13 protein-coding genes are annotated in these 19,219 nt (G+C 65.4%); 1 reads left to right on the forward strand and 12 read right to left on the reverse strand.

What is annotated here, in order from left to right; all coding sequences use genetic code 11:
* The first annotated feature begins 468 nt into the window (after positions 1–468).
* Positions 469–3,873: an acyl-[ACP]--phospholipid O-acyltransferase gene (locus DCM80_RS03355; protein ID WP_257195744.1), complete on the forward strand. Its 3,405-nt coding sequence runs from the start codon at positions 469–471 to the stop codon at positions 3,871–3,873.
* Positions 3,874–4,079: 206 nt separating this feature from the next.
* Here the strand turns inward: DCM80_RS03355 and tcuB are convergent, their stop codons facing one another.
* The 12 genes from tcuB to DCM80_RS03415 all read right to left on the reverse strand — a co-directional run bounded on the left by tcuB (position 4,080) and on the right by DCM80_RS03415 (position 19,188).
* Entirely contained in the window at positions 4,080–5,180 is a 1,101-nt protein-coding gene (tcuB, locus tag DCM80_RS03360; RefSeq protein ID WP_257195745.1) for a tricarballylate utilization 4Fe-4S protein TcuB, read from the reverse strand.
* Entirely contained in the window at positions 5,167–6,558 is a 1,392-nt protein-coding gene (gene tcuA, locus DCM80_RS03365) for an FAD-dependent tricarballylate dehydrogenase TcuA (protein ID WP_257195746.1), read from the reverse strand. Before tcuA ends, tcuB begins: the two co-directional genes overlap by 14 nt.
* 88 nt (positions 6,559–6,646) lie before the next feature.
* Complete coding sequence (locus DCM80_RS03370) at positions 6,647–7,396, reverse strand: IclR family transcriptional regulator (protein WP_257195747.1); 750 nt, start codon at positions 7,394–7,396, stop codon at positions 6,647–6,649.
* 8 nt (positions 7,397–7,404) lie between these two features.
* Positions 7,405–8,286, reverse strand: coding sequence for an NAD(P)-dependent oxidoreductase (locus DCM80_RS03375; RefSeq protein WP_257195748.1), 882 nt, complete (start codon positions 8,284–8,286; stop codon positions 7,405–7,407).
* 58 nt (positions 8,287–8,344) lie between these two features.
* On the reverse strand, positions 8,345–9,541 hold the full coding sequence (locus DCM80_RS03380) for an ABC transporter substrate-binding protein (RefSeq protein ID WP_257195749.1): 1,197 nt from the start codon (positions 9,539–9,541) through the stop codon (positions 8,345–8,347).
* A 16-nt stretch (positions 9,542–9,557) separates the two neighbouring features.
* Positions 9,558–10,415, reverse strand: coding sequence for an alpha/beta fold hydrolase (locus DCM80_RS03385; RefSeq protein ID WP_257195750.1), 858 nt, complete (start codon positions 10,413–10,415; stop codon positions 9,558–9,560).
* Positions 10,412–10,852, reverse strand: a complete 441-nt coding sequence (locus tag DCM80_RS03390) for a hypothetical protein (protein ID WP_257195752.1) — start codon at positions 10,850–10,852, stop codon at positions 10,412–10,414. Before DCM80_RS03390 ends, DCM80_RS03385 begins: the two co-directional genes overlap by 4 nt.
* A 162-nt stretch (positions 10,853–11,014) precedes the next feature.
* Positions 11,015–12,100, reverse strand: a complete 1,086-nt coding sequence (locus DCM80_RS03395; RefSeq protein WP_257195753.1) for a HupE/UreJ family protein — start codon at positions 12,098–12,100, stop codon at positions 11,015–11,017.
* Between the two features lie 18 nt (positions 12,101–12,118).
* A complete protein-coding gene (ybaK, locus tag DCM80_RS03400; protein WP_257195755.1) occupies positions 12,119–12,592 on the reverse strand; it encodes a Cys-tRNA(Pro) deacylase in 474 nt (157 codons plus the stop codon).
* 152 nt (positions 12,593–12,744) lie between these two features.
* The gene (fdhF, locus tag DCM80_RS03405; RefSeq protein WP_257195757.1) at positions 12,745–15,513 is read right to left on the reverse strand and encodes a formate dehydrogenase subunit alpha; all 2,769 of its coding nucleotides are present in this window, start codon (positions 15,511–15,513) and stop codon (positions 12,745–12,747) included.
* A complete protein-coding gene (locus DCM80_RS03410) occupies positions 15,510–17,213 on the reverse strand; it encodes an NADH-ubiquinone oxidoreductase-F iron-sulfur binding region domain-containing protein (protein ID WP_257195758.1) in 1,704 nt (567 codons plus the stop codon). The genes fdhF and DCM80_RS03410 overlap by 4 nt, the downstream gene beginning before the upstream one ends.
* Before the next feature lie 322 nt (positions 17,214–17,535).
* Complete coding sequence (locus DCM80_RS03415) at positions 17,536–19,188, reverse strand: OFA family MFS transporter (RefSeq protein ID WP_028134667.1); 1,653 nt, start codon at positions 19,186–19,188, stop codon at positions 17,536–17,538.
* Between the last annotated feature and the right edge of the window lie 31 nt (positions 19,189–19,219).

Raw genomic sequence — 19,219 nt, forward strand, 5'->3', positions numbered from 1 at the left:
GGGCCGCCTTCCGGATGTGGCGCGCCAGCCGCGACCGTGCACGCTCCGAACGACGCAGGTCTAGCGTTCTCGGCCGCTTCTCGCCCTTTCGCCACCTCTCCCATCTCACCTGAGGCGAATGCAGTCGTGCCCTCAAGTTCGGCCGGAATCCCGGACCTGGTCGCAACGAAGGACTCACCATGACCGGACATTCGCGGTCGATCTCGCTTACCTCCGTGAAGCGGTTCAGGTTTTCTCATCGCCTGGACCCTATCCGGGTCAGCGCGGCTCGTCCGCCGGTGGTGGCGCGGCCGCGACCAGATAGTTGCGAACCTAACGAGACCATTTGGAGACCAACAGGATCGGAAGGACGGACGGGACAGAGCAGGCAGGCGACTTCGTCCCCTGCACTCGTCGGCCCCATACGCTTCCGGTCGTGACGCCTCACCGGTAACAACCTCAGGCTGCCTTTCCAAGACAGGACTAGTCATGATCAGGGAATTGATGTCGTCACGCCGCTTTGCGCCGCTGTTCTGGGCGCAATTCTTCTCGGCGCTCAATGACAATGTGCTCAAGAACGCACTCGTCATCATTCTGCTTTACAGCGCCGCGACCGGCCACGGCGATGCGCTGGTGACGGTGGCGGGCGCCGTCTTCATCTTCCCCTATTTCATCCTGTCCGGTCTCGGCGGCCAGCTCGCCGACAAATACGTCAAATCCGTCGTCGCAAGGCGGCTCAAGTTCGTCGAGATCTTCGCAGCCTGTTTTGCCGCCGCCGGCTTCTTCCTGCATTCGGTGCCGCTGCTGTTCGCAGCGCTGGCGCTGTTCGGCACCATCGCCGCGCTGTTCGGCCCGGTGAAATACGCCATGCTGCCGGACCAGCTCGAGCTAGGCGAGCTCGCGACCGGCAACGCGCTGGTCGAGGGCGCGACCTTCATGGCGATCCTGCTCGGCACCGTCGCCGGCGGCCAGTTCGTGGCCGGCTCCGCGCATATGGGCTGGGTTGCATCCGCCGTGGTCGCGCTGGCGCTGCTGTCCTGGGCGTTCGCCGCCCGCATTCCGCAGACGACGCCCTCCGCGCCCGACCTCCCCGTCGATGCCAATCCCTGGACCTCGACGGTCAGCCTGCTCAGGACCTTGCACGCCGACCATCGCTTGTGGGACGGCACCGTGATCGTGTCGTGGTTCTGGCTGGTCGGCGCCATCGTGCTGTCGCTGCTGCCCGCGCTGGTCAAGGATGTCGTCGGCGGCACCGAAGGCGTGGTGACGCTGTGTCTTGCCATCTTCGCGATCGGCATCGCCATCGGCTCGCTGTTTGCCGCAAGCCTCAGCCACGCCCGCCCGAACCTCGCGCTGGTGCCGATCGGCGCCATCATCATGGGCTTTGCCGGCCTCGATCTCGCCTGGGCCATCGGCGTCACCGCCAAGGGGCACGAGGTCACCGCGCTCGGCTTTGCAACATCGTTCGCCGGCCTGCGCATGCTGGCCGACTTCGTCGCCTTCGCATTCGGCGGCGGCCTGTTCGTCGTTCCGTCCTTCGCAGCGGTCCAGGCCTGGTCGCAACCTTCCGAACGCGCCCGCATCATCGCCGCCGGCAACGTGCTGCAGGCTGCCTTCATGGTGGTCGGCTCGCTGTTCGTCGCGCTGCTGCAGGCGGCCGGCCTCCATATCGGCTGGATGTTCTTCGGCCTCGGGCTCGCCAGCTTCGGTGCGGTCTGGTTCGTGATGACCAAGTGGGGCAAGGAAGGCGTGCGCGACGCCGGCGGCCTCTTGTTCCGCGCGCTGTTCCGCACCGAGGTGCGCGGGCTGGAAAACCTGCCGCCTCCGGGCACGCGCATGCTGATCGCGCCCAACCACGTCAGCCTGGTCGACGGCCCGCTGCTGCACGCCGTGCTGCCGATCGACGCCAGCTTCGCGGTCGACACCGGCATCGCCAAGGCGTGGTGGGCCAAGCCGTTCCTGCGCGTCGTCAAGCACTACACCATGGATCCGACCAAGCCGCTGGCTGCGCGCGACCTGATCAAGCTCGTCGCCGCGGGCGAGCCCGTGGTGATCTTCCCGGAAGGCCGCATCACCGTCTCGGGATCGCTGATGAAGGTGTATGACGGCACCGCGATGATCGCCGACAAGGCCGACGCCGTGGTCGTGCCGGTCCGCATCGAAGGCGCGCAGCGTTCATATCTCAGCTATCTCAACAGCAGCCAGATCAAGCGGTCGTGGTTCCCGCGCGTGACGGTCACCATCCTGCCGCCGATCAAGCTCCCGGTGGATGAAACGCTCAAGGGCAAGGCGCGCCGTAATGCCGCCGGCGCCGCGCTCCAGGACGTGATGATCGACGCCCTGGTCAAGAACGCCATGCTCGACCACTCGCTGTTCGAGGCGCTCGGACACGCCTATCGCGACCGCGACACCGGCAAGGTCATCATCGAGGATGCGCTCGGCACCAAGCTGACCTATCGCAAGCTGATCCTCGGCGCGCAGGTCCTGAGCCGCAAGCTGGAGAACGGCACCGGCGTCGGCGAGAATGTCGGCGTGCTGCTGCCGAACTCGGCCGGCGTCGCCGTCGTCTTCATGGCGCTGCAAAACAGCGGCCGGGTGCCGGCGATGCTCAACTTCTCGGCCGGCCCGGTCAACGTGCTCGCTGCCATGAAGGCCGCGCAGGTCAGGACCGTGCTGACGTCGAGCGCCTTCATCGAGAAGGGCAAGCTCGACAAGCTGATGACCGCGATTTCCGCGGAGGCGCGCGTCGTTTATCTCGAGGACGTCCGCGCCTCGATCGGCGCGGCCGACAAGATCAAGGGCCTGCTCGCCGGCACCAAGCCGCGCGTCGTCCGCCAGGCCAACGATCCCGCCGTGGTGCTGTTCACCTCGGGCTCGGAAGGCACGCCGAAGGGCGTCGTGCTGTCCCACCGCAACATCCTCGCCAACGCGGCGCAGGCGCTGGCGCGGGTCGATGCCAACGCCAACGACAAGGTGTTCAACGTGCTGCCGGTGTTCCACTCGTTCGGGCTGACCGGGGGCATGATGATGCCGATGCTGGCGGGCATCCCGATCTACATGTACCCCTCGCCGCTGCACTACCGCATCGTGCCCGAGCTGATCTACCAGACCGGCGCCACCATCCTGTTCGGCACCGACACGTTCCTCACCGGCTACGCCCGCTCGGCGCACGCTTACGACTTCCGCACCCTGCGCCTCGTGATCGCCGGCGCCGAAGCGGTCAAGGACCGCACGCGCCAGGTGTTCATGGAGCGCTACGGCATCCGCATCCTCGAAGGCTATGGCGTCACCGAGACGGCGCCGGTGCTGGCGATGAATACGCCCATGGCCAACCGTCCCGGCACCGTCGGCCGCCTCTCGCCGCTGATGGAAAGCCGGCTGGATCCGGTCCCCGGCATCGAGGACGGCGGCCGCCTCTCGGTGCGCGGTCCGAACGTGATGCTCGGCTATCTCAGGGCCGAAAATCCCGGCGTGCTCGAAAAGCTGCCCGAGGGCTGGCACGACACCGGCGACATCGTTTCGATCGACGCCGCCGGCTTCATCACCATCAAGGGCCGCGCCAAGCGCTTTGCCAAGATCGCGGGCGAGATGGTCTCGCTGTCGGCGGTCGAAGCCATCGCGGCGGCGCTGTGGCCGCAGGCCGCGTCGGTCGCGGTGTCGATTCCCGATCCGCGCAAGGGCGAGCGCATCGTGCTGCTGACGACGGAGAAGACCGCCGAGCGCAGCGCGATGCAAGCCCAAGCCAAGACGATCGGCGCGTCCGAGCTGACCGTGCCCGCGGCGATCATGGTGGTCGACAAGGTGCCGCTGCTCGGCACCGGCAAGACCGACTACGTCACCGCGACGACGATGGCGCGCGAGCAGGCCTCGGCGCCGGAGCGCGAGGTGGCGTAGCCGCGGCTCGTCCGCCTCTCCCGCCTGCGGGAGAGGCGGACGCGCTCGCAGAGCGCGGCGGGTGAGGGCTCTCGCCGCGCACGGGCGTCCTCAACTATTCTCAATAATCCCTGCGCGGAGACACCCTCTCCCCCGCCCTCCCCCGCAAGCGGGGGAGGGAGCGCACTTTCATCGTTGAGCCGACCCCGCCTCATCCGTCACGCCGGTCATGCCGCCGTCCGCCGCTCCTGGGCGTAGCGCACCAAGGCGGCGAAGCGATAGATGCCGTGCACGAACTTCCCGTAGGGCATGGTGATGAACAGCGCGAACACCGCGCCGAGATGCAGCGCGAGCAGTGGCCCCATCGCGGCGGTCTCGCGCAGGACCAGCAGCAGCATGCCCGTGAGGCCGGTCAGGAACAGCATGGCGATGAAGCCGACGTCCATGCCGTAGCGGCTCTCGTCCAGCAGCGCGGGATCGCGTTGCATCTTGGCCATGAACAGGCCGATCGGGCCGATGATCAGGCCGATGCCGCCCAGCGTGCCCAGCACGACGGGCAGGTCCCACCACGGATACGGCGCCTCGCGGCCAAGCAGATAATGGTAGAGCGTCGCCACCGACGTCGCGGCGAAGCACAGGATGAAGCCGTAGAACGTCAGGTGGTGATACAGCCTGCGCCGGTCGGTCGGCTTGTCGTCCTCGTTGTAGCAGCCGACGCCGCCGCCATGGAGATAGCGCAGCTCGCCGGCGTCCCGGATCGCCTGAAAGATCGAGCCGCCATCGGCGCGCCCGCCGATCGCGGGACCGATGTCGCGCCAGAAGGCGCGCACGCTCATGACCAGCGCGAGAACGGCATAGAGAAATGCGGCGCTGAACAGGGCGACCATCGCGTTGTGCGGCATCAGCTTGTAGAAGGCGCCGGGACCGGTGTGCACGCCGAACAGCACGCTGCGATCGTTGAGGGCGGCAAAGCCGAGGATGAACGCCGCCATGCTGAGCGCAGCGAGGACGCTGATGATGAGACCGTTGCGCGCGAAGGCACCGGACAGCGCCTGAGGCCAGGCATAGGCCGCATAGGATTCCGCGCGCGCGACCGCCAGCGTCTTGGGAACATTGACGTTGAATTCGTGCGGCGGCGAGAACTGGCAGTCGACATAGCAGGCGCCGCAGGAATGGCAGAGATTGGCGAGATAGTTGAGGTCGCCGTCGGAGAAAGCGCGGCGCATCTCCATCGCCGGAAACACCGCGCACAGGCCCTCGCAGTAGCGGCAGGAATTGCAGACCGTCATCAGGCGGTCGGCCTCGTCGAGAATTCTAGTTCCGTGCATGTTTCGCCGCTTCCCGTCCCGCGATCCGTCCAAACACGCTGCCGATGGTCATGCCCATGCCGGCGGCATAACCCTTGCCGAGCACGTTGCCGGCCATGATCTCGCCGGCCGCGAACATGTTGGCCGACGGTTTGCCGTCAGCCATCATCATCCGCGCCTCCTCGTTCACCCGCGTGCCGAGATAGGTGAAAGTGATGCCGGGCCGCACCGGATAGGCGAGAAAAGGCGGCGTCTCGATCTTGCGCGCCCAATGCGTCTTGGGTGGCGTGATGCCCTCGGTCACGCAATCGTCCAGAATGGTGTGATCGAACGTGCCGGGCCGCACCGCGGCGTTGAACTCGGTCACGGTCTTCTCCAGCGCGGCCGGATCGAGCTCGAGCTTGGCGGCGAGCTCGGCCACCGTCTGGCCGGCAATCGGCGGGAACAGCGTCGGCATGAAGCTGGTGACGACGGTGGAATCGAAGATGATGTAGGCGATCTGGTCGGGCTGCGCCGCCACCAGCCGGCCCCAGATCGCGTAGCGCTTCGGCCAGATGTCCTCGCCTTCGTCGTAGAAGCGCTGCGCGTGCTTGTTGACGACAATGCCGAACACGACGGAGTCGTGGCGGGTGATGATGCCGCCGTCGAATTTCGGCGCGCGGGCATCGATCGCGACCGCATGGCACTGGGTGGGATCGCCGACCTCCTGCACGCCCTTGTCGAGCAGCATCTTCAGGATCGCGCCGCGATTATAGGGCGTGCCGCGGATCAGGAAATTGTCGGCGGCCTCGCCCCAATATTGCTTCAGCCATTCGATGTTGGCCTCGAACCCGCCGGCCGCGGCGACCAGAGAGGTGGCGCGGATCTCGGTCTCGCCCTTGACCGGCCGTTTCAGCCGTGCAGCGAGAAACATGCCGTCCTCGATCAAGAGGTCGGTGACCTCGGCATCGTATTCGACGTCGACGCCGAGCCGCTCGGCGGTCAGATACAGCGCGTTCAGCATCGCCCGGCCGCCGCCGAGAAAGAACGAATTGGTGCGGCCGAGGCTCAGCGTGCCGCCGAGCGAGGGCTGCCAGCGCACGCCCTGCTCCACGATCCAGTCCAGGATGTCCTTGGACTCGCGGATCATGTGGCGCGCCAGCACCTCGTCGGTTTGCCCGCCGGTGACGCGCAGCAGGTCCTCCCAGAATTCTTCCTCGGTATAGGGACCGGTCAAGATCTCGGTGGCGGCGTCATGGGCGCAGCGCATGTTGCGGGTGTGGCGGGTGTTGCCGCCACGATAGAATTTTGGCGCCCCCTCCAGCACCAGCACCGACGCGCCGCCGCGCCGCGCGCTGATCGCCGCGCACAGCGCCGCGTTGCCGCCGCCGATCACCAGCACGTCGTATTTGCGGCTCATCCTGTCCGCCCGACGACACGCGAGATTGGAGAAGTTCCGTCCGTCAGTGGCATGCTTGACCTTCCAGCGTTGCGCATTCTGTCGACAACTAGCGCCTCGCCCGGCGCGCGGGACGCGCGTCTTCAGACGAAGCCGATAAAGCACTGTCGAGCAGCTCGGTCGGACCACCCAGCGCGCGCGTCAGGCGGCCGGCGGCTTTCAGCAACAACGACGTCATCGCCTTGATATTGTCCCTTGTGAAGCGCGGCTTCGGCCCCGAGAGCGACAGGGCGCCGGCGCATTTGCCACCGGGGCCGAACACCGGGCACGCAAGCCCGGCGCAATCGGGATCGCGCTCGCCAAAAGACAAGGCGATGCAGCTCTCGCGGATCGTGTCATAGCCCTCGCCTTTTTCACCATCGAAAGCCAGGATGACCCGTCCAGCCGCGCCGCGGTCCAGCGGCAGCAGCATGCCGGCCTCGACCCGGTCGAGCGTCGAATGCTGGGAGTCGACGCGGAAGACGCAGAGCCGGCGCTTGGCATCATGCCGCACGTGATAAGAAGGGCTTTCCGTGCCGTCCGCCACGAGCTGGCGAAGGATCGGCATCACGCGATCATACAGGTTGTTGCCGCGCTGATAGATCGCGCCGAGCCGGAAGGGCGTCGGCCCGAGATGGTAGCGGCCGTCGGCGAGCTGCAGGAGATAGCCGAACTCCTGTAACGAGGCCATCAGCCGCAACAGCGTGCTCTTGTACATGCCGGTCCGCCGGGCGAGCTCGGCCAGCGTCATCGGCTCCGGCGCTTCCTCGAAGGCTGCAAGGATGGTCAGGGCGCGGTCGACGGCGGCGACACCGGGCATGCAGGCTCCTAGTCCGGGAATCCAGAGGGATCGATGAGCTTGGCGATGACGGGAAAGTACGCATCACCCATGCCCTTGTCGATCGTCTCCTGGAAGATCGTGCGCATCAGCGCCGCGCCGCGCAGGCTCAACCCGGCCTGTGCGCCCAGCTCCAGCGCGTAGGAGAGATCCTTCATCGCATATTCGGTCGAGAAGGCCCGCAGCGGAAACTCCTCGGCGACGATCGCCTTCATGCCGTGATTGCGCAGGGCAAAGCTGTCCGCTGACCCCTTGGACAGCGTCTCCAGCAGCAGCTTCGGCTCGACGCCGCTGTGCTTGGCGATCGCGACGGCTTCCGCCAGCGCATTGACCGTCTCAAACAGCACCATGTTGTTGAGGATCTTCGTGACCTGCCCCGCCCCGGTGCCGCCGCAGAGGGTGACGTCCGTGGCGAAATGCCGGATCAGCGGCTCGACCGCGGCGAACTGCTCCGTCGTCGCGCCGACCATGACGCTAAGCGTGCCGTCCTGCGCGGCCTGACGTGTGCGCGCGATCGGCGCGTCGATCCAGAGCGCGCCTTTGTCAGCCAGCTGCTGGGCGAATGATCGCGTCTGGCCGACATCGGAGGTGCCGAGATCGATCACGGTCTGGCCGCTTCTGATGGCCGGCAAGATGCCTTCGAAGACCGACATCACATGCTTGGCGCTGGGCAGGCACAGGAAGATTGTCTCGGCGCCGGCGACGACATCCCCGACCGACTTCGCCGTCATAGCCCCGTCGGCCGCGATCCGCGCCAACGGCTCGTCGGCAAGATCGAACGCGAGCACGGCTCGTCCGCTCTTGCGCAACAGGTTGCGGCAGATCGGCTCGCCCATGACGCCGAGACCGATGAACCCAATCGAACCAGACATTCCATACTCTCCTCGAAACCTGCGGCCGGGCGGATGGCGGCCCGCCCGGCCTCCGCGCTTACTTCACCAGCGGACAGCCGCCTTCGCTCATCGGCCGGAACACCTCTTCGCCCGGCTTGGAGCTGACGACCCGGTAATAATCGAACTTGTACTTGGATTCTTCCGGCTTCTTCACCTGGACCAGATGCATGGTGTGCAGCACGCGCCCGTCGGGGCGGATCGCGACATCCTTGTTGTACATATCATTGACTTTCAACGCGTGCATCTTGGCGGCAACGGCCGTCGCGTCCGTGGTGCCGGCCGCCTTCACGGCGGCAAGGTAGTGGTGAACGCCGCTATAGACCCCGGCCTGCACCATGCTCGCGACCTTGCCATCCATCAGGGCGGCATAGCGCTTCGACCATGCCCGGGTTTGCTCGTTGAGATCCCAATAGAACGAGGTCGTCACCTGCAAACCCTGGGTGACCTTCAGGCCGAGCGAGTTCACGTCCGTGATGAAAACGAGCAGGCCAGCGAGCTTCTGGCCACCCTCGACGATGCCGAATTCGCCGGCCTGCTTGATCGCGGTCTGCACGTCGGCACCCGACGTCGCCAGGCCCACCACGTCGGCCTTGGAGCCCTGCGCCTGCAACAGGAACGACGCGAAGTCGGCGGTGCCGAGCGGATGTGCGGCCGAGCCGATCACCTTGCCGCCCGCCGCCTCGATGAACTTGGTCGCGTCGCGCTGAAGCGCGTGACCGAACGCGTAGTCGGCCGTCACGAAGTACCAGGTCTTGCCGCCGGCCCGCGTGATCGCGTCGCTGGTGAGCTTCGATAGCGCATAGGTGTCGTAGTTGAAATGGAAGCTGACCGGCGAACAAGCCTTCCCGGTGAAGTCGGAAGAGCCGGGTCCCGAGATGACGAAGATCCTGTTCTTCTGCTTGGCGACCTCGAGGATGGCAAACCCGGCCGAGGAGGCCGCGCCGTCCGCGATCATGTCGACGCCTTCATTGTCGAACCATTTGCGCGCGGTGGCCGATGCGATATCCGGCTTGTTCTGGTGGTCGGCGGAAACGATCTCGATCTTCTTGCCGAGCAGCTCGTTGCCGAAATCCTCCGCGGCGAGCTTTGCGGCGGCGACCGAACCCCGCCCGCCGTTATCGGCGAACACGCCGGACTGGTCGTTGAGAACGCCGATCCTGATGACATTGTCGGCCGCACATGCAGCCCCCGTCTGCGCGGCCAGAACGGCCGCCATCATCCAACGCAACTTCATATCATACGCCTCCCTTTTACGAACTTTGCTTGTCGAGAATGTCCTGCAGCACAGGCGCGATGTAGCGCCGGAACTGTTTCGGGTTCTCACTCATCGGAAAATGGCCGAGGCGCTCCATCACGGTCGCCTTGGCACCGGGAATGCCGGCGGCGGTGCGCAGCGTGTCTTCCGGCGTGCAGGAGAAATCGTACTCGCCGGTGAGGAGATAAAGCGGGCACTGGTTGACGTCGATGTGAGAGGTGCGCCCGCGCAGATCGCCGTCAACGCGATAGAAGTAAAGATCGCCCTTGAAGATGCCAGGGCCGCCCTGCTTGTAGCCCCACAGCGTTTCGTTGCGCGCGGCTTCCGGGCCGCCAGGCGCGATCAGCCCGGACACCAGCGCGGCGCAGACCTCCCCGCCATGAACATCGGGCCGGTTCAGCCAGTTCGTGTCGTACCAGGGCTGCTGGAAATCCGCGGCCTCGAGCCCGATCAGCGCGCGAAACTCGCGCGCGTGCTCGATGGCAAGATTGAGCACGATACGGCCGCCGATCGAGCAGCCCATCACCACCGGGCGCTCCAGCTTCAGCGCGTTGCAGAACGCGCGGATGGTCGCGGTGTAGCTTGCGGTGGTCAGTCGGTATTCGTTGCCATACTGGCTGTCGGGCGGATTGGACTTGCCGTGCCAGGGCATGTCGAAGGCGACGATGCGGAAATGTCTGGTGAGCTCGGGATCGGTCAGCAAATGCCGCCATTGCCGCGCGTCAGAACCGGCGGTGTGGAGGCAGACCAAGGGAATGCCGCTGCCGTTCTCCTCGAAGTAGATGCGGCTGGTCTCTCCGTCGATTTCGACGTGCACGTAGCGCCCGACGATCGGCTCGATGAAGCCGTTCATGACGCCCCTCCAAAACCGTTCCTTCGGGGCAGCGCCAAGAGATCCTTGAAGTACTGAAGATGCGTCATGAAAGGACGCAGATCCCCTTCAAGGGTCGCCTGTCCGCGCTTGGTCAGCGCGAGCAGATCATGCCAGCCGGCTGGTGGCATCTGCTGCCAATGAGCGGCAAGCGCAGCCGGCGTCGCACGGTAGGCGAACCGCCAGGAGCGCATCAGGACAGGTGCCGGCGTCATGTCCACGATCTGCCCGGCGCGGATGGCAACGTGAAAGGGCCGGGTGCTCGGGCCGAGCAGGCAGTCGACGTCGAGCCTGCGTCCACGGACGATCAGAGCAGCATCGCGCGCCAGCAAGTCCGGGATCATCGCGAAGGCGGCGGTGACGGCATCGGGCGCGAACGGCACCGGTGGGTCGGTGTCGGGAAACAGATTGGATTGCATCGCCTCACCTCCCATGTTCTGTTGTGCAGAACGCTATTCTATTCTGTCCAGATCTATACAGGGCCTCCGCCCGAACTCAAGTGGGTATGATGCTCAAGGAGCCGATGCCGTCGCGAGGGCTTCAATAGGAGGGGACTTGTGCCAGGACTTGGCGGCTCGGGATCAGGCCTCGAAAACGCGCGCGAGCAGCCAATAGCTGCCAAGCAGGCAGATGACCGCGGACAGCGCGTAAACCAACTCCGGCGCCCTCACCGGTTCGAACCGATCCTCAACACTGGGTCGGTCGGCCAGACGGAGGATCGGCAATGCGATCGCGACGATCGCGACCTGTCCGATCTCGACGCCGATGTTGAAAGCTGCCAGCGCGGGCAGGACTGCGTTCGGTGGCAGCCCGATCTCGCGAAGCACGCCGGCGAAGCCGAAGCCGTGGATCAAGCCGAACAGGAAGGCCACGCGCCAGCGCCTGTCGACGTCGCGCGAGAAGAAGTTCTCCACGGCGACGAAGACGATCGAGGCCGCGATTGCGGGCTCCACGATGCGGCTCGGGATGACGAGGACATCCAGCGCGGCCAGCGACAAGGTGATCGAATGGGCGATCGTGAAGGCAGTCACGATCTTGACGACGGGAACGAGCCGTCTCGCCCACAGCACCACGGCGACCAGAAATGCGACGTGATCGTAGCCGAGGAAGATGTGTTCGATGCCGGTGAACAGATAACGCTGCAGGGTCGACGATAGCGACGGCGGCGCTGTTGAAAGCGTGATTGTGGTATTGCCGGCGTCGAGCAAGGCCTGTGCCTCCGACCGGCCCTGCGCAATCAGTACGATTTGACGCGCGGCCGGATCCTTCTCGGTCAGCACCGTCGAGCGATAGACAATGTCGCCGGCGGCATCAGCGCAGGCAAACCCGTTGCGATAGAGAATGCCGTCGCCGTCGGCCAGGATCGCCGCATCTCGGGCCACACAGGGCCTGGCACCGCCCGTGACAGCCAGGTGCGTGCTTATATAGACGAGGATGGCGGACCTGGCTGCTTCGACCGCGGCGGGATCGACCGCGTCCTGCCTGACATCATAGATCCTCGTGCCGATCAGGCGATCGACATCGCTGCCCTTCAATCCGAGCTCGACGCTTACCGTGCGATCGGCGTCCAGCGCCACGCGCGCCGTGACGAGATTGACCTGATGCGCCTCAGCCGGAAGACCGATGCCAAGAAGCACCGCGAGCCACGGCAGAAGCAGCCGCCTCATGACCCCGCTCCATGCTGCTCACGCCAGTACATCCGCAACGACCGCCTCGAGGACATCCCGCACATCGGCTGGTTTCAATCGCACCTGCAAGCCGCGCTGGCCGCCATTGAGATAGACCATCTCCTGCGCGAGCGCACTCTGCTCGACCACCGTACGCACCGCCTTGCGCTGTCCGAACGGGCTGATGCCGCCGACCTTGTAGCCGGTGACGCGCTCCGCCTCGGGCGGTTTCATCATCTGCGCCGACTTCCCGCTTGCCGCAGCGGCAAGCTTCTTCATCGAGACTTCCCGGTCCGACGGTACGACCACGCAGACCGGCTTGCCATCCACCAGCGCCATCAGCGTCTTGAGCACGCGCGCGGGATCCTCGCCGAGCGCGGCAGCCGCCTGCAGCCCGATGCTCTCGGCGTCGGGATCGTAGTCATAGGCGTGGACGGTGAAGGCAACACCGGCGGCCGTCAGTGCACGTGTGGCTGGGGTGACTTTGGACATGAACGGAATCTACCACCGTCATTGCGAGGAGCGAAGCGACGAAGCAATCCAGGATCTTGGCGCGGAGGCAGTCTGGATTGCTTCGCTTCGCTCGCAATGACGGTGTGGGCGCAGATTTCCCGCCACACTCCAGCCGTCGTTCCCGGCGAGGCCTATTCCGCCGCGTCCCGCAGCTCTACCCGCTCGGCCCTGGCCGCGCAGAACTTGAACTCCGGGATCTTGCCGAACGGATCGAGCGCGGGGTTGGTGAGCAGGTTCGCCGCCGCTTCCGCGTAGCAGAACGGCATGAACACCATGTTCTCCGGCACGTCGCGGTCGGAGCGCACCTTGACCTCGACGGCGCCGCGGCGGGTCTCCAGGCGGATGAAATCGCCGGGCGCGAGCTGCTTCCTGCGCATGTCCTTCGGCGACATGAAGGCGACCGCCTCGGGCTCGATCTGGTCGAGCACCTGGGCGCGGCGGGTCATCGAGCCGGTGTGCCAATGCTCCAGCACGCGACCGGTCGAGAGCACCATCGGATATTCGTCGTCGGGAATCTCGTCCGGCGGGATGACCTTGGCCGGCACGATCTTGCCGCGGCCGCTCGCGGTCGGGAAGCCCGTGGTGAAGATGATTTCGTTGCCCGGCTTGTCGGGCGCGTCGACCGGATAGGTCACCGCGCCTTCGCGCACCAGGCGCTCCCAGGTGATGTTCTTCAGCGACGGCATCAGCTGCGCCATCTCGGTGAAGACGTCGCCGGGACCGGAATAATTCCACGGCAGGCCCATGCGCTTGCCGATCTCCTGGATGATCCAGAGATCCTGCCGCGCATCGCCCGGCGGCTTGATCACCTGGCGGGCGAGCTGCACGCGGCGATCGGTGTTGGTGAACGAGCCGTCCTTCTCCGCAAACGCCGAGGCCGGCAGGATCACGTCGGCGTGGAACGCGGTCTCGGTGACGAAGAGATCCTGCACCACGAGATGATCGAGCATGGCGAGCGCATGGCGCGCGTGCTGCAGATCGGGATCGGACATCGCGGGGTTCTCGCCCTCGATATACATGCCCTTGATCTCGCCGGCATGGATCGCGTTCATGATCTCGACTACGGTCAGGCCGCGCACGGGATCGAGATCCTGTTGCCAGAGCTTTTCGAAGCTGCTGCGCAGATCGTCGCGCCCCACCGGTTGATAATCCGGCAGGAACATCGGGATCAAGCCGGCGTCGGAGGCGCCCTGCACGTTGTTCTGGCCGCGCAGCGGATGCAGGCCGGTGCCGGGACGCCCGACCTGGCCGGTGATCAGCGCCAGCGCAATCAGGCAGCGTGCATTGTCGGTGCCGTGCACATGCTGGCTGATGCCCATGCCCCAGAAGATGATCGACGACTTCGCCCGCGCATAGGTTCGCGCCACCTCGCGCAGCGTCTGCGCCGGGATGCCGCAAATCGGCTCCATCTTCTCCGGCGTGAACTCCTTGATCTTCTCCTTGAGGTCCTCGAAGCCTTCGGTGTAGCCGGCGATGTACTGGTCGTCGGTGAGGCCTTCGGTGATGATCGTGTTGATCATCGCGTTCAGCATGGCGACGTCGGAGCCCGGCTTGAACTGCAGATGCTTGGTCGCGTGGCGCGACAACGTCTGCCTGCGCGGGTCCATCACGAACAGTTTTGCGCCGTTCTGCTTCACCGCGTTCTTGATGAAGGTCGCGGCGACCGGATGGTTCACGGTCGGATTGGCGCCGATCACGATGATGACCTCGGCGTCCATCGCCGCGGCGAACGGCGCCGACACCGCGCCCGAGCTCAGGCCTTCGAACAGCGCCGCGACCGACGAGGCGTGGCACAGTCGGGTGCAATGATCGACATTGTTGGAGCCGAAGCCGGTGCGCACCAGCTTCTGGAACAGATAGGCCTCTTCGTTCGAGCCCTTGGCCGAGCCGAAGCCCGCCAGCGCCTTCACACCCTTCTCGTCACGGATCTTGACCAGGCCCTTGGCGGCGATGTCGAGCGCTTCGTCCCAGCTCGCCTCGCGGAAATGGGTGAAAGGGTTGGCCGGATCGACCTGATCGTTGGCATCCTTCTTCGCATTCGGCAGTCGCACCAGCGGCTTGGTCAGGCGATGCGGATGGTGGATGTAGTCGAAGCCGAAACGGCCCTTGACGCAGAGACGATTGTGATTGGCGGGGCCGTCGCGGCCTTCCGCATAGATCACCTTCTCGTCCTTGACCTCGTAGGTGACCTGGCAGCCGACGCCGCAGAACGGACACAGCGAGTCCACCTTCTTGTCGGCGTAGGTGACGCGGGTCTGCTTCTCGTCCAGCATCACGGCCGGCATCAAGGCGCCGGTCGGGCAGGCCTGCACGCATTCGCCGCAGGCGACGCAGGTGGACTCGCCCATGGGATCGTCGAAGTCGAACACGATTTTCGAGCCGTGACTACGATAAGCCATGCCGATGACGTCGTTGACCTGGACCTCGCGGCAGGCGCGCAGGCACAGACCGCACTGGATGCAGGCATCGAGATTGACGCGCATCGCCGGATGGCTGGCGTCGGTCGCCCAGCGCTCGGCAGCCGGGAAGCGGCTCTCGGTCACGCCCGTGGTCTCGGCCCAGTGCCAGAATTTTGAATCCGGATCGTGGCTGGTCTCACGCGCCGGCTGGTCGGCGACGAGCAGCTCCATCACCATCTTCTGCGCCGACACCGCCCGCGCGCTCTCGGTCTTCACCTTCATGCCGACCGACGGCGTGCGCTTGCAGGACGCCGCCAGCACACGCTCGCCCTCGATCTCGACCATGCAGGCGCGGCAATTGCCGTCGGGACGATAGTCGGGCGCCGGCGAATAACACAAATGGGGAATCTCGCGGCCCTGGCGCTTGGCCACCTGCCAGATGGTCTCGCCGGGCTTGGCCTCGACCTGCTTGCCGTCGAGCTCGAACGTAATCTTGGTCATTCGGCCGCTTCCTTGAACTCGTCAGGGAAATATTTGATAACCGAGGACAGCGGATTCGATGCCGCCTGTCCGAGCCCGCAGATCGAGGCGTCGCGCATCGCCTGGCTCAATTCGTCCAGCAACGCCCGGTTCCAGACCGGCTTCTGCATCAGCTGCGCCGCCTTCTGGGTGCCGACGCGGCACGGCGTGCACTGGCCGCAGCTCTCGTCCTCGAAGAACTTCATCAGGTTCAGCGCCGCCGCGCGCACGCTGTCCTTTTGCGACAGGATCACGATCGCGGCAGAGCCGATGAAGCAGCCGTATTTCTCCAGCGTACCGAAATCGAGCGGGATGTCGTCCATCGACGCCGGCAGGATGCCGCCGGACGCACCGCCCGGCAGATAGGCGTAGAACTGATGGCCGTCGGCCATGCCGCCGCAATATTCGTCGATCAGCTCACGCACGGTGATGCCGGCGGGCGCGAGCTTCATGCCGGGATTCTTGACGCGCCCCGAGACCGAGAAGCTGCGCAGGCCGTACCGCTCGTGGCGACCATGGCCCTTCCACCACTCGGCGCCCTTCTCGACGATGTCGCGCACCCACCACAGCGTCTCGATGTTGTTGATCAGCGTCGGCATGCCGAACAGGCCGACCTGGAATGGGTAAGGCGGCTTGTGCCGGGGCAGGCCGCGCTTGCCTTCGATGCTCTCGAGCAGCGAGGATTCCTCGCCGCAGATATAGGCGCCGGCGCCGCGGCGCATATGCAGCGTCGGGCCGCCCGGCGGCAGCTTTGCGATCTCGCGCGCCAGGATCTCGCGCGAGGCCGGATATTCGTCGCGCAGATAGATGTAGACGTCGGAGGCCTGCACCACATGCGCGCCGATCAGCATGCCTTCGATGAATCGGTGCGGGTCGGTTTCGAGATAATAGCGGTCCTTGAACGTGCCGGGCTCGCCCTCGTCGCCGTTGATCGCCATCAGCCGCGGACCGGGCTCGCCGAGCACGGCGCGCCATTTGCGCCCCGTGGGGAAGCCGGCGCCGCCGAGCCCGCGCAGCGAGGCGTCGTCGAGCGACTTCAACAGGTCGTCGGTTGACAGCTCGCCCGAGCGCAGGCGGCCCAGCAGCTTGTAGCCGCCGCCGGCGACATAGGCGTCGTAGCCGACATAGTCGGGCAGATGGGCGTGGGTGTCGCCGCCTTTCGCGGCGGCCATCACCTTCGTCACCGTCGCATGATCGACGAAGTGGTGACCGACCTCCGCAGCAGGCGCGGTATCGCAGCGCCCAACGCAGGGCGCGCGCACGACGCGGATGCCGGGACCTGACGCGCTCTGCAGGTCCTGAAGCAGTTTCTCGCCGCCCAGCATCGCACAGGTCAGGGAGTCGCAAACGCGGATCGTCAGCGGCGCGATGTCAGGCTCGCCCTCCTTCACCACGTCGAAATGTGCATAGAAGGTCGCCGTCTCGAACACTTCGGCGAAAGCGAGCTTCATCTCATCGGCGAGCGCCGCAAGGTGCGCAGCCGAGATCTGGTGATATCTGTCCTGGATCAGGTGCAGATATTCGATCAACAGATCGCGCCGCCGCGGCCGGTCGCCAAGTAGCTGCTCGATCTCGTGCGCGGCGGTCGGATCGACCTGGCGCCCCTTGGGCGTAGCCTTGGCGCGCCGGCGCCCCTCACCGGGATGCTCGAATGGGCGGACCTCATGCACGTCGTGGCTCATCGATTCGTCTCGATCTCGTCTTTAGAACAGGTCCAGTTCTAGCTCTTGGCATGCCAGATGCCAAGAAAATTATCATGCTCGCCGAAGCAGTTAACAGCAGTCCAAAAGCCAGCCTGGAGTCGCTGCCCGGACAAGGCCTTGCGTTCATCCAACGCGCCAATCGATAGAACGAAGCCTGAATTGGTCCGGAGATCAATAAAGGCTTCCTATGCTGCGATAGCGAAGTCGTATCGAACTTCGCTCCGAGACTACACGTGCCCCTTTACAAGCAATGAGCTGCTGGAGCGCGCTTGGCGCGCTCCAGCACACGATGAATGTGCGATCAGAAGATCTTGACCGCGCTTTCCAGCGTCTTCCAGACACCCCAGGCCAGCGGCACGCCGACGAAGGCCCAGAACATTGCGGCACGGGCGTCCAGACCGCCCTTGCCGATGCCGAACGAGCCGTGCTGGATCGACGCCGCGCTCTTGGCGCTCGCCGCCTGCAATCTGGCGACCTCCTCCTGGCTCATGTTCCACTTCGGATCGACCGGCTTGATCATGTAATTGCAGATCAGACCGGCGATCAGCATGGCGCACAGGATGTACATGGTCGTGTTGTAGAGCTGATCGCGTGGCACGCCGGCAGCGAGCTGGAACTCGCGGATGTAGTTGACCACCACGGGACCGATGATTCCGGCCGTCGACCAGGCCGTCAGCAGCCGGCCATGGATGGCGCCGACGAACTGGGTTCCGAACATGTCGGCCAGATAGGCCGGCACCGTGGCGAAGCCGCCGCCATACATCGACAGGATGATGCCGAAGCCGAGCACGAACAGCAATTTCGAGCCCATCGCCGCGAAGGTGGGCGCCAGCGCGTAGAGCACGATGCCGAGGATGAAGAACGTGTAGTAGGTGTTCTTGCGGCCCATGAGGTCGGACATCGAGGCCCAGAAGAAGCGGCCGCCGATATTGAACAGCGACAGCAGACCGGCAAATCCGGCGGCGATCGCCGCGATCGCAGCCTTCTGCTCGCCCGAAAGCTGGCTGAAACTCAGCTCCGGATGCCCGATCAGCTTGCCGGCGAAGATCTCCTGGAGCATGGGCGAGGCCATGCCGATCACGCCGATGCCGGCCGAGACGTTCAGGCAGAGCACCCACCAGATCAGCCAGAATTGCGGCGTCTTGTGCGCGTTGTTGAGGTGCACATGGTGCTCGGTGATCATCGATTTCTTCTCGCTCGGCGGCGTCCAGCCGTCGGGCTGCCAGCCGGGCGGCGTCACCCGATACGAGAAGGCGCCGATCGTCATGAAGACGAAATAGATCACCCCCATCACGACGAAGGTCTGCCAGACGCCGACGTCGCTCGCGCTCTTGAAGTAATTGATCAGGAGATTGGCGAGCGGCGCGCCGATCATCGCACCACCGCCGAAGCCCATGATGGCCATGCCCGTCGCCATGCCGCGGCGATCGGGGAACCACTTGATCAACGTCGACACCGGCGAGATGTAGCCGAGGCCGAGCCCGATGCCGCCGATGACGCCGGCCCCGAGCCACATGATCCAGAGCTGATGGACATAGATTCCGAAAGCTCCGACCAACAGGCCGCCGCCCCAGCACAGCGCCGCAACGAAGCCGGCCTTGCGCGGGCCGGCACGCTCCAGCCAGCCGCCCCAGATCGCGGCGGAGACGCCGAGCAGCACGAAGAACAGCGTGTACATCCAGCCGAGGCTTGCAACCTTCCAGTCGCAGGTGGTGGTGAAGAGCTCCTGCCACAGCGAGATGTCCGCGCAGGCCTTGCTCTGCGAGATGCCGATCGCGCGCGACAGCGGCAGCCAGAACACCGAGAAGCCGTAGGCCATGCCGATGCAGAGATGGATGCACAGCGCGGCCGGCGGCACCAGCCAGCGATTGAAACCGGCCTTCGCGATCGTGCGTTCACGATCGAGCAAGCCGGGAGCACCAACCGGTGCATAGACGGTATCGGCAGTCGTCATCAACATTTCCTCCCAAGCGCGGCCTTTGCGG

Origin of the sequence: Bradyrhizobium sp. WBOS08, from assembly GCF_024585125.1 — a bacterium.
In the GTDB taxonomy this organism is placed as follows: domain Bacteria; phylum Pseudomonadota; class Alphaproteobacteria; order Rhizobiales; family Xanthobacteraceae; genus Bradyrhizobium; species Bradyrhizobium japonicum_B.

What these genes read in the sequence shown, in the direction of transcription:
- DCM80_RS03355 (WP_257195744.1), top strand. Translation starts at nt 469, where the DNA reads ATGATCAGGGAATTGATGTCGTCACGCCGCTTTGCGCCGCTGTTCTGG.
- DCM80_RS03375 (WP_257195748.1), bottom strand. Translation starts at nt 8,286, where the DNA reads ATGTCTGGTTCGATTGGGTTCATCGGTCTCGGCGTCATGGGCGAGCCG.
- DCM80_RS03380 (WP_257195749.1), bottom strand. Translation starts at nt 9,541, where the DNA reads ATGAAGTTGCGTTGGATGATGGCGGCCGTTCTGGCCGCGCAGACGGGG.
- DCM80_RS03410 (WP_257195758.1), bottom strand. Translation starts at nt 17,213, where the DNA reads ATGAGCCACGACGTGCATGAGGTCCGCCCATTCGAGCATCCCGGTGAG.
- DCM80_RS03385 (WP_257195750.1), bottom strand. Translation starts at nt 10,415, where the DNA reads ATGAACGGCTTCATCGAGCCGATCGTCGGGCGCTACGTGCACGTCGAA.
- DCM80_RS03395 (WP_257195753.1), bottom strand. Translation starts at nt 12,100, where the DNA reads ATGAGGCGGCTGCTTCTGCCGTGGCTCGCGGTGCTTCTTGGCATCGGT.
- tcuB (WP_257195745.1), bottom strand. Translation starts at nt 5,180, where the DNA reads ATGCACGGAACTAGAATTCTCGACGAGGCCGACCGCCTGATGACGGTC.
- DCM80_RS03390 (WP_257195752.1), bottom strand. Translation starts at nt 10,852, where the DNA reads ATGCAATCCAATCTGTTTCCCGACACCGACCCACCGGTGCCGTTCGCG.
- fdhF (WP_257195757.1), bottom strand. Translation starts at nt 15,513, where the DNA reads ATGACCAAGATTACGTTCGAGCTCGACGGCAAGCAGGTCGAGGCCAAG.
- DCM80_RS03415 (WP_028134667.1), bottom strand. Translation starts at nt 19,188, where the DNA reads ATGACGACTGCCGATACCGTCTATGCACCGGTTGGTGCTCCCGGCTTG.
- tcuA (WP_257195746.1), bottom strand. Translation starts at nt 6,558, where the DNA reads ATGAGCCGCAAATACGACGTGCTGGTGATCGGCGGCGGCAACGCGGCG.
- ybaK (WP_257195755.1), bottom strand. Translation starts at nt 12,592, where the DNA reads ATGTCCAAAGTCACCCCAGCCACACGTGCACTGACGGCCGCCGGTGTT.
- DCM80_RS03370 (WP_257195747.1), bottom strand. Translation starts at nt 7,396, where the DNA reads ATGCCCGGTGTCGCCGCCGTCGACCGCGCCCTGACCATCCTTGCAGCC.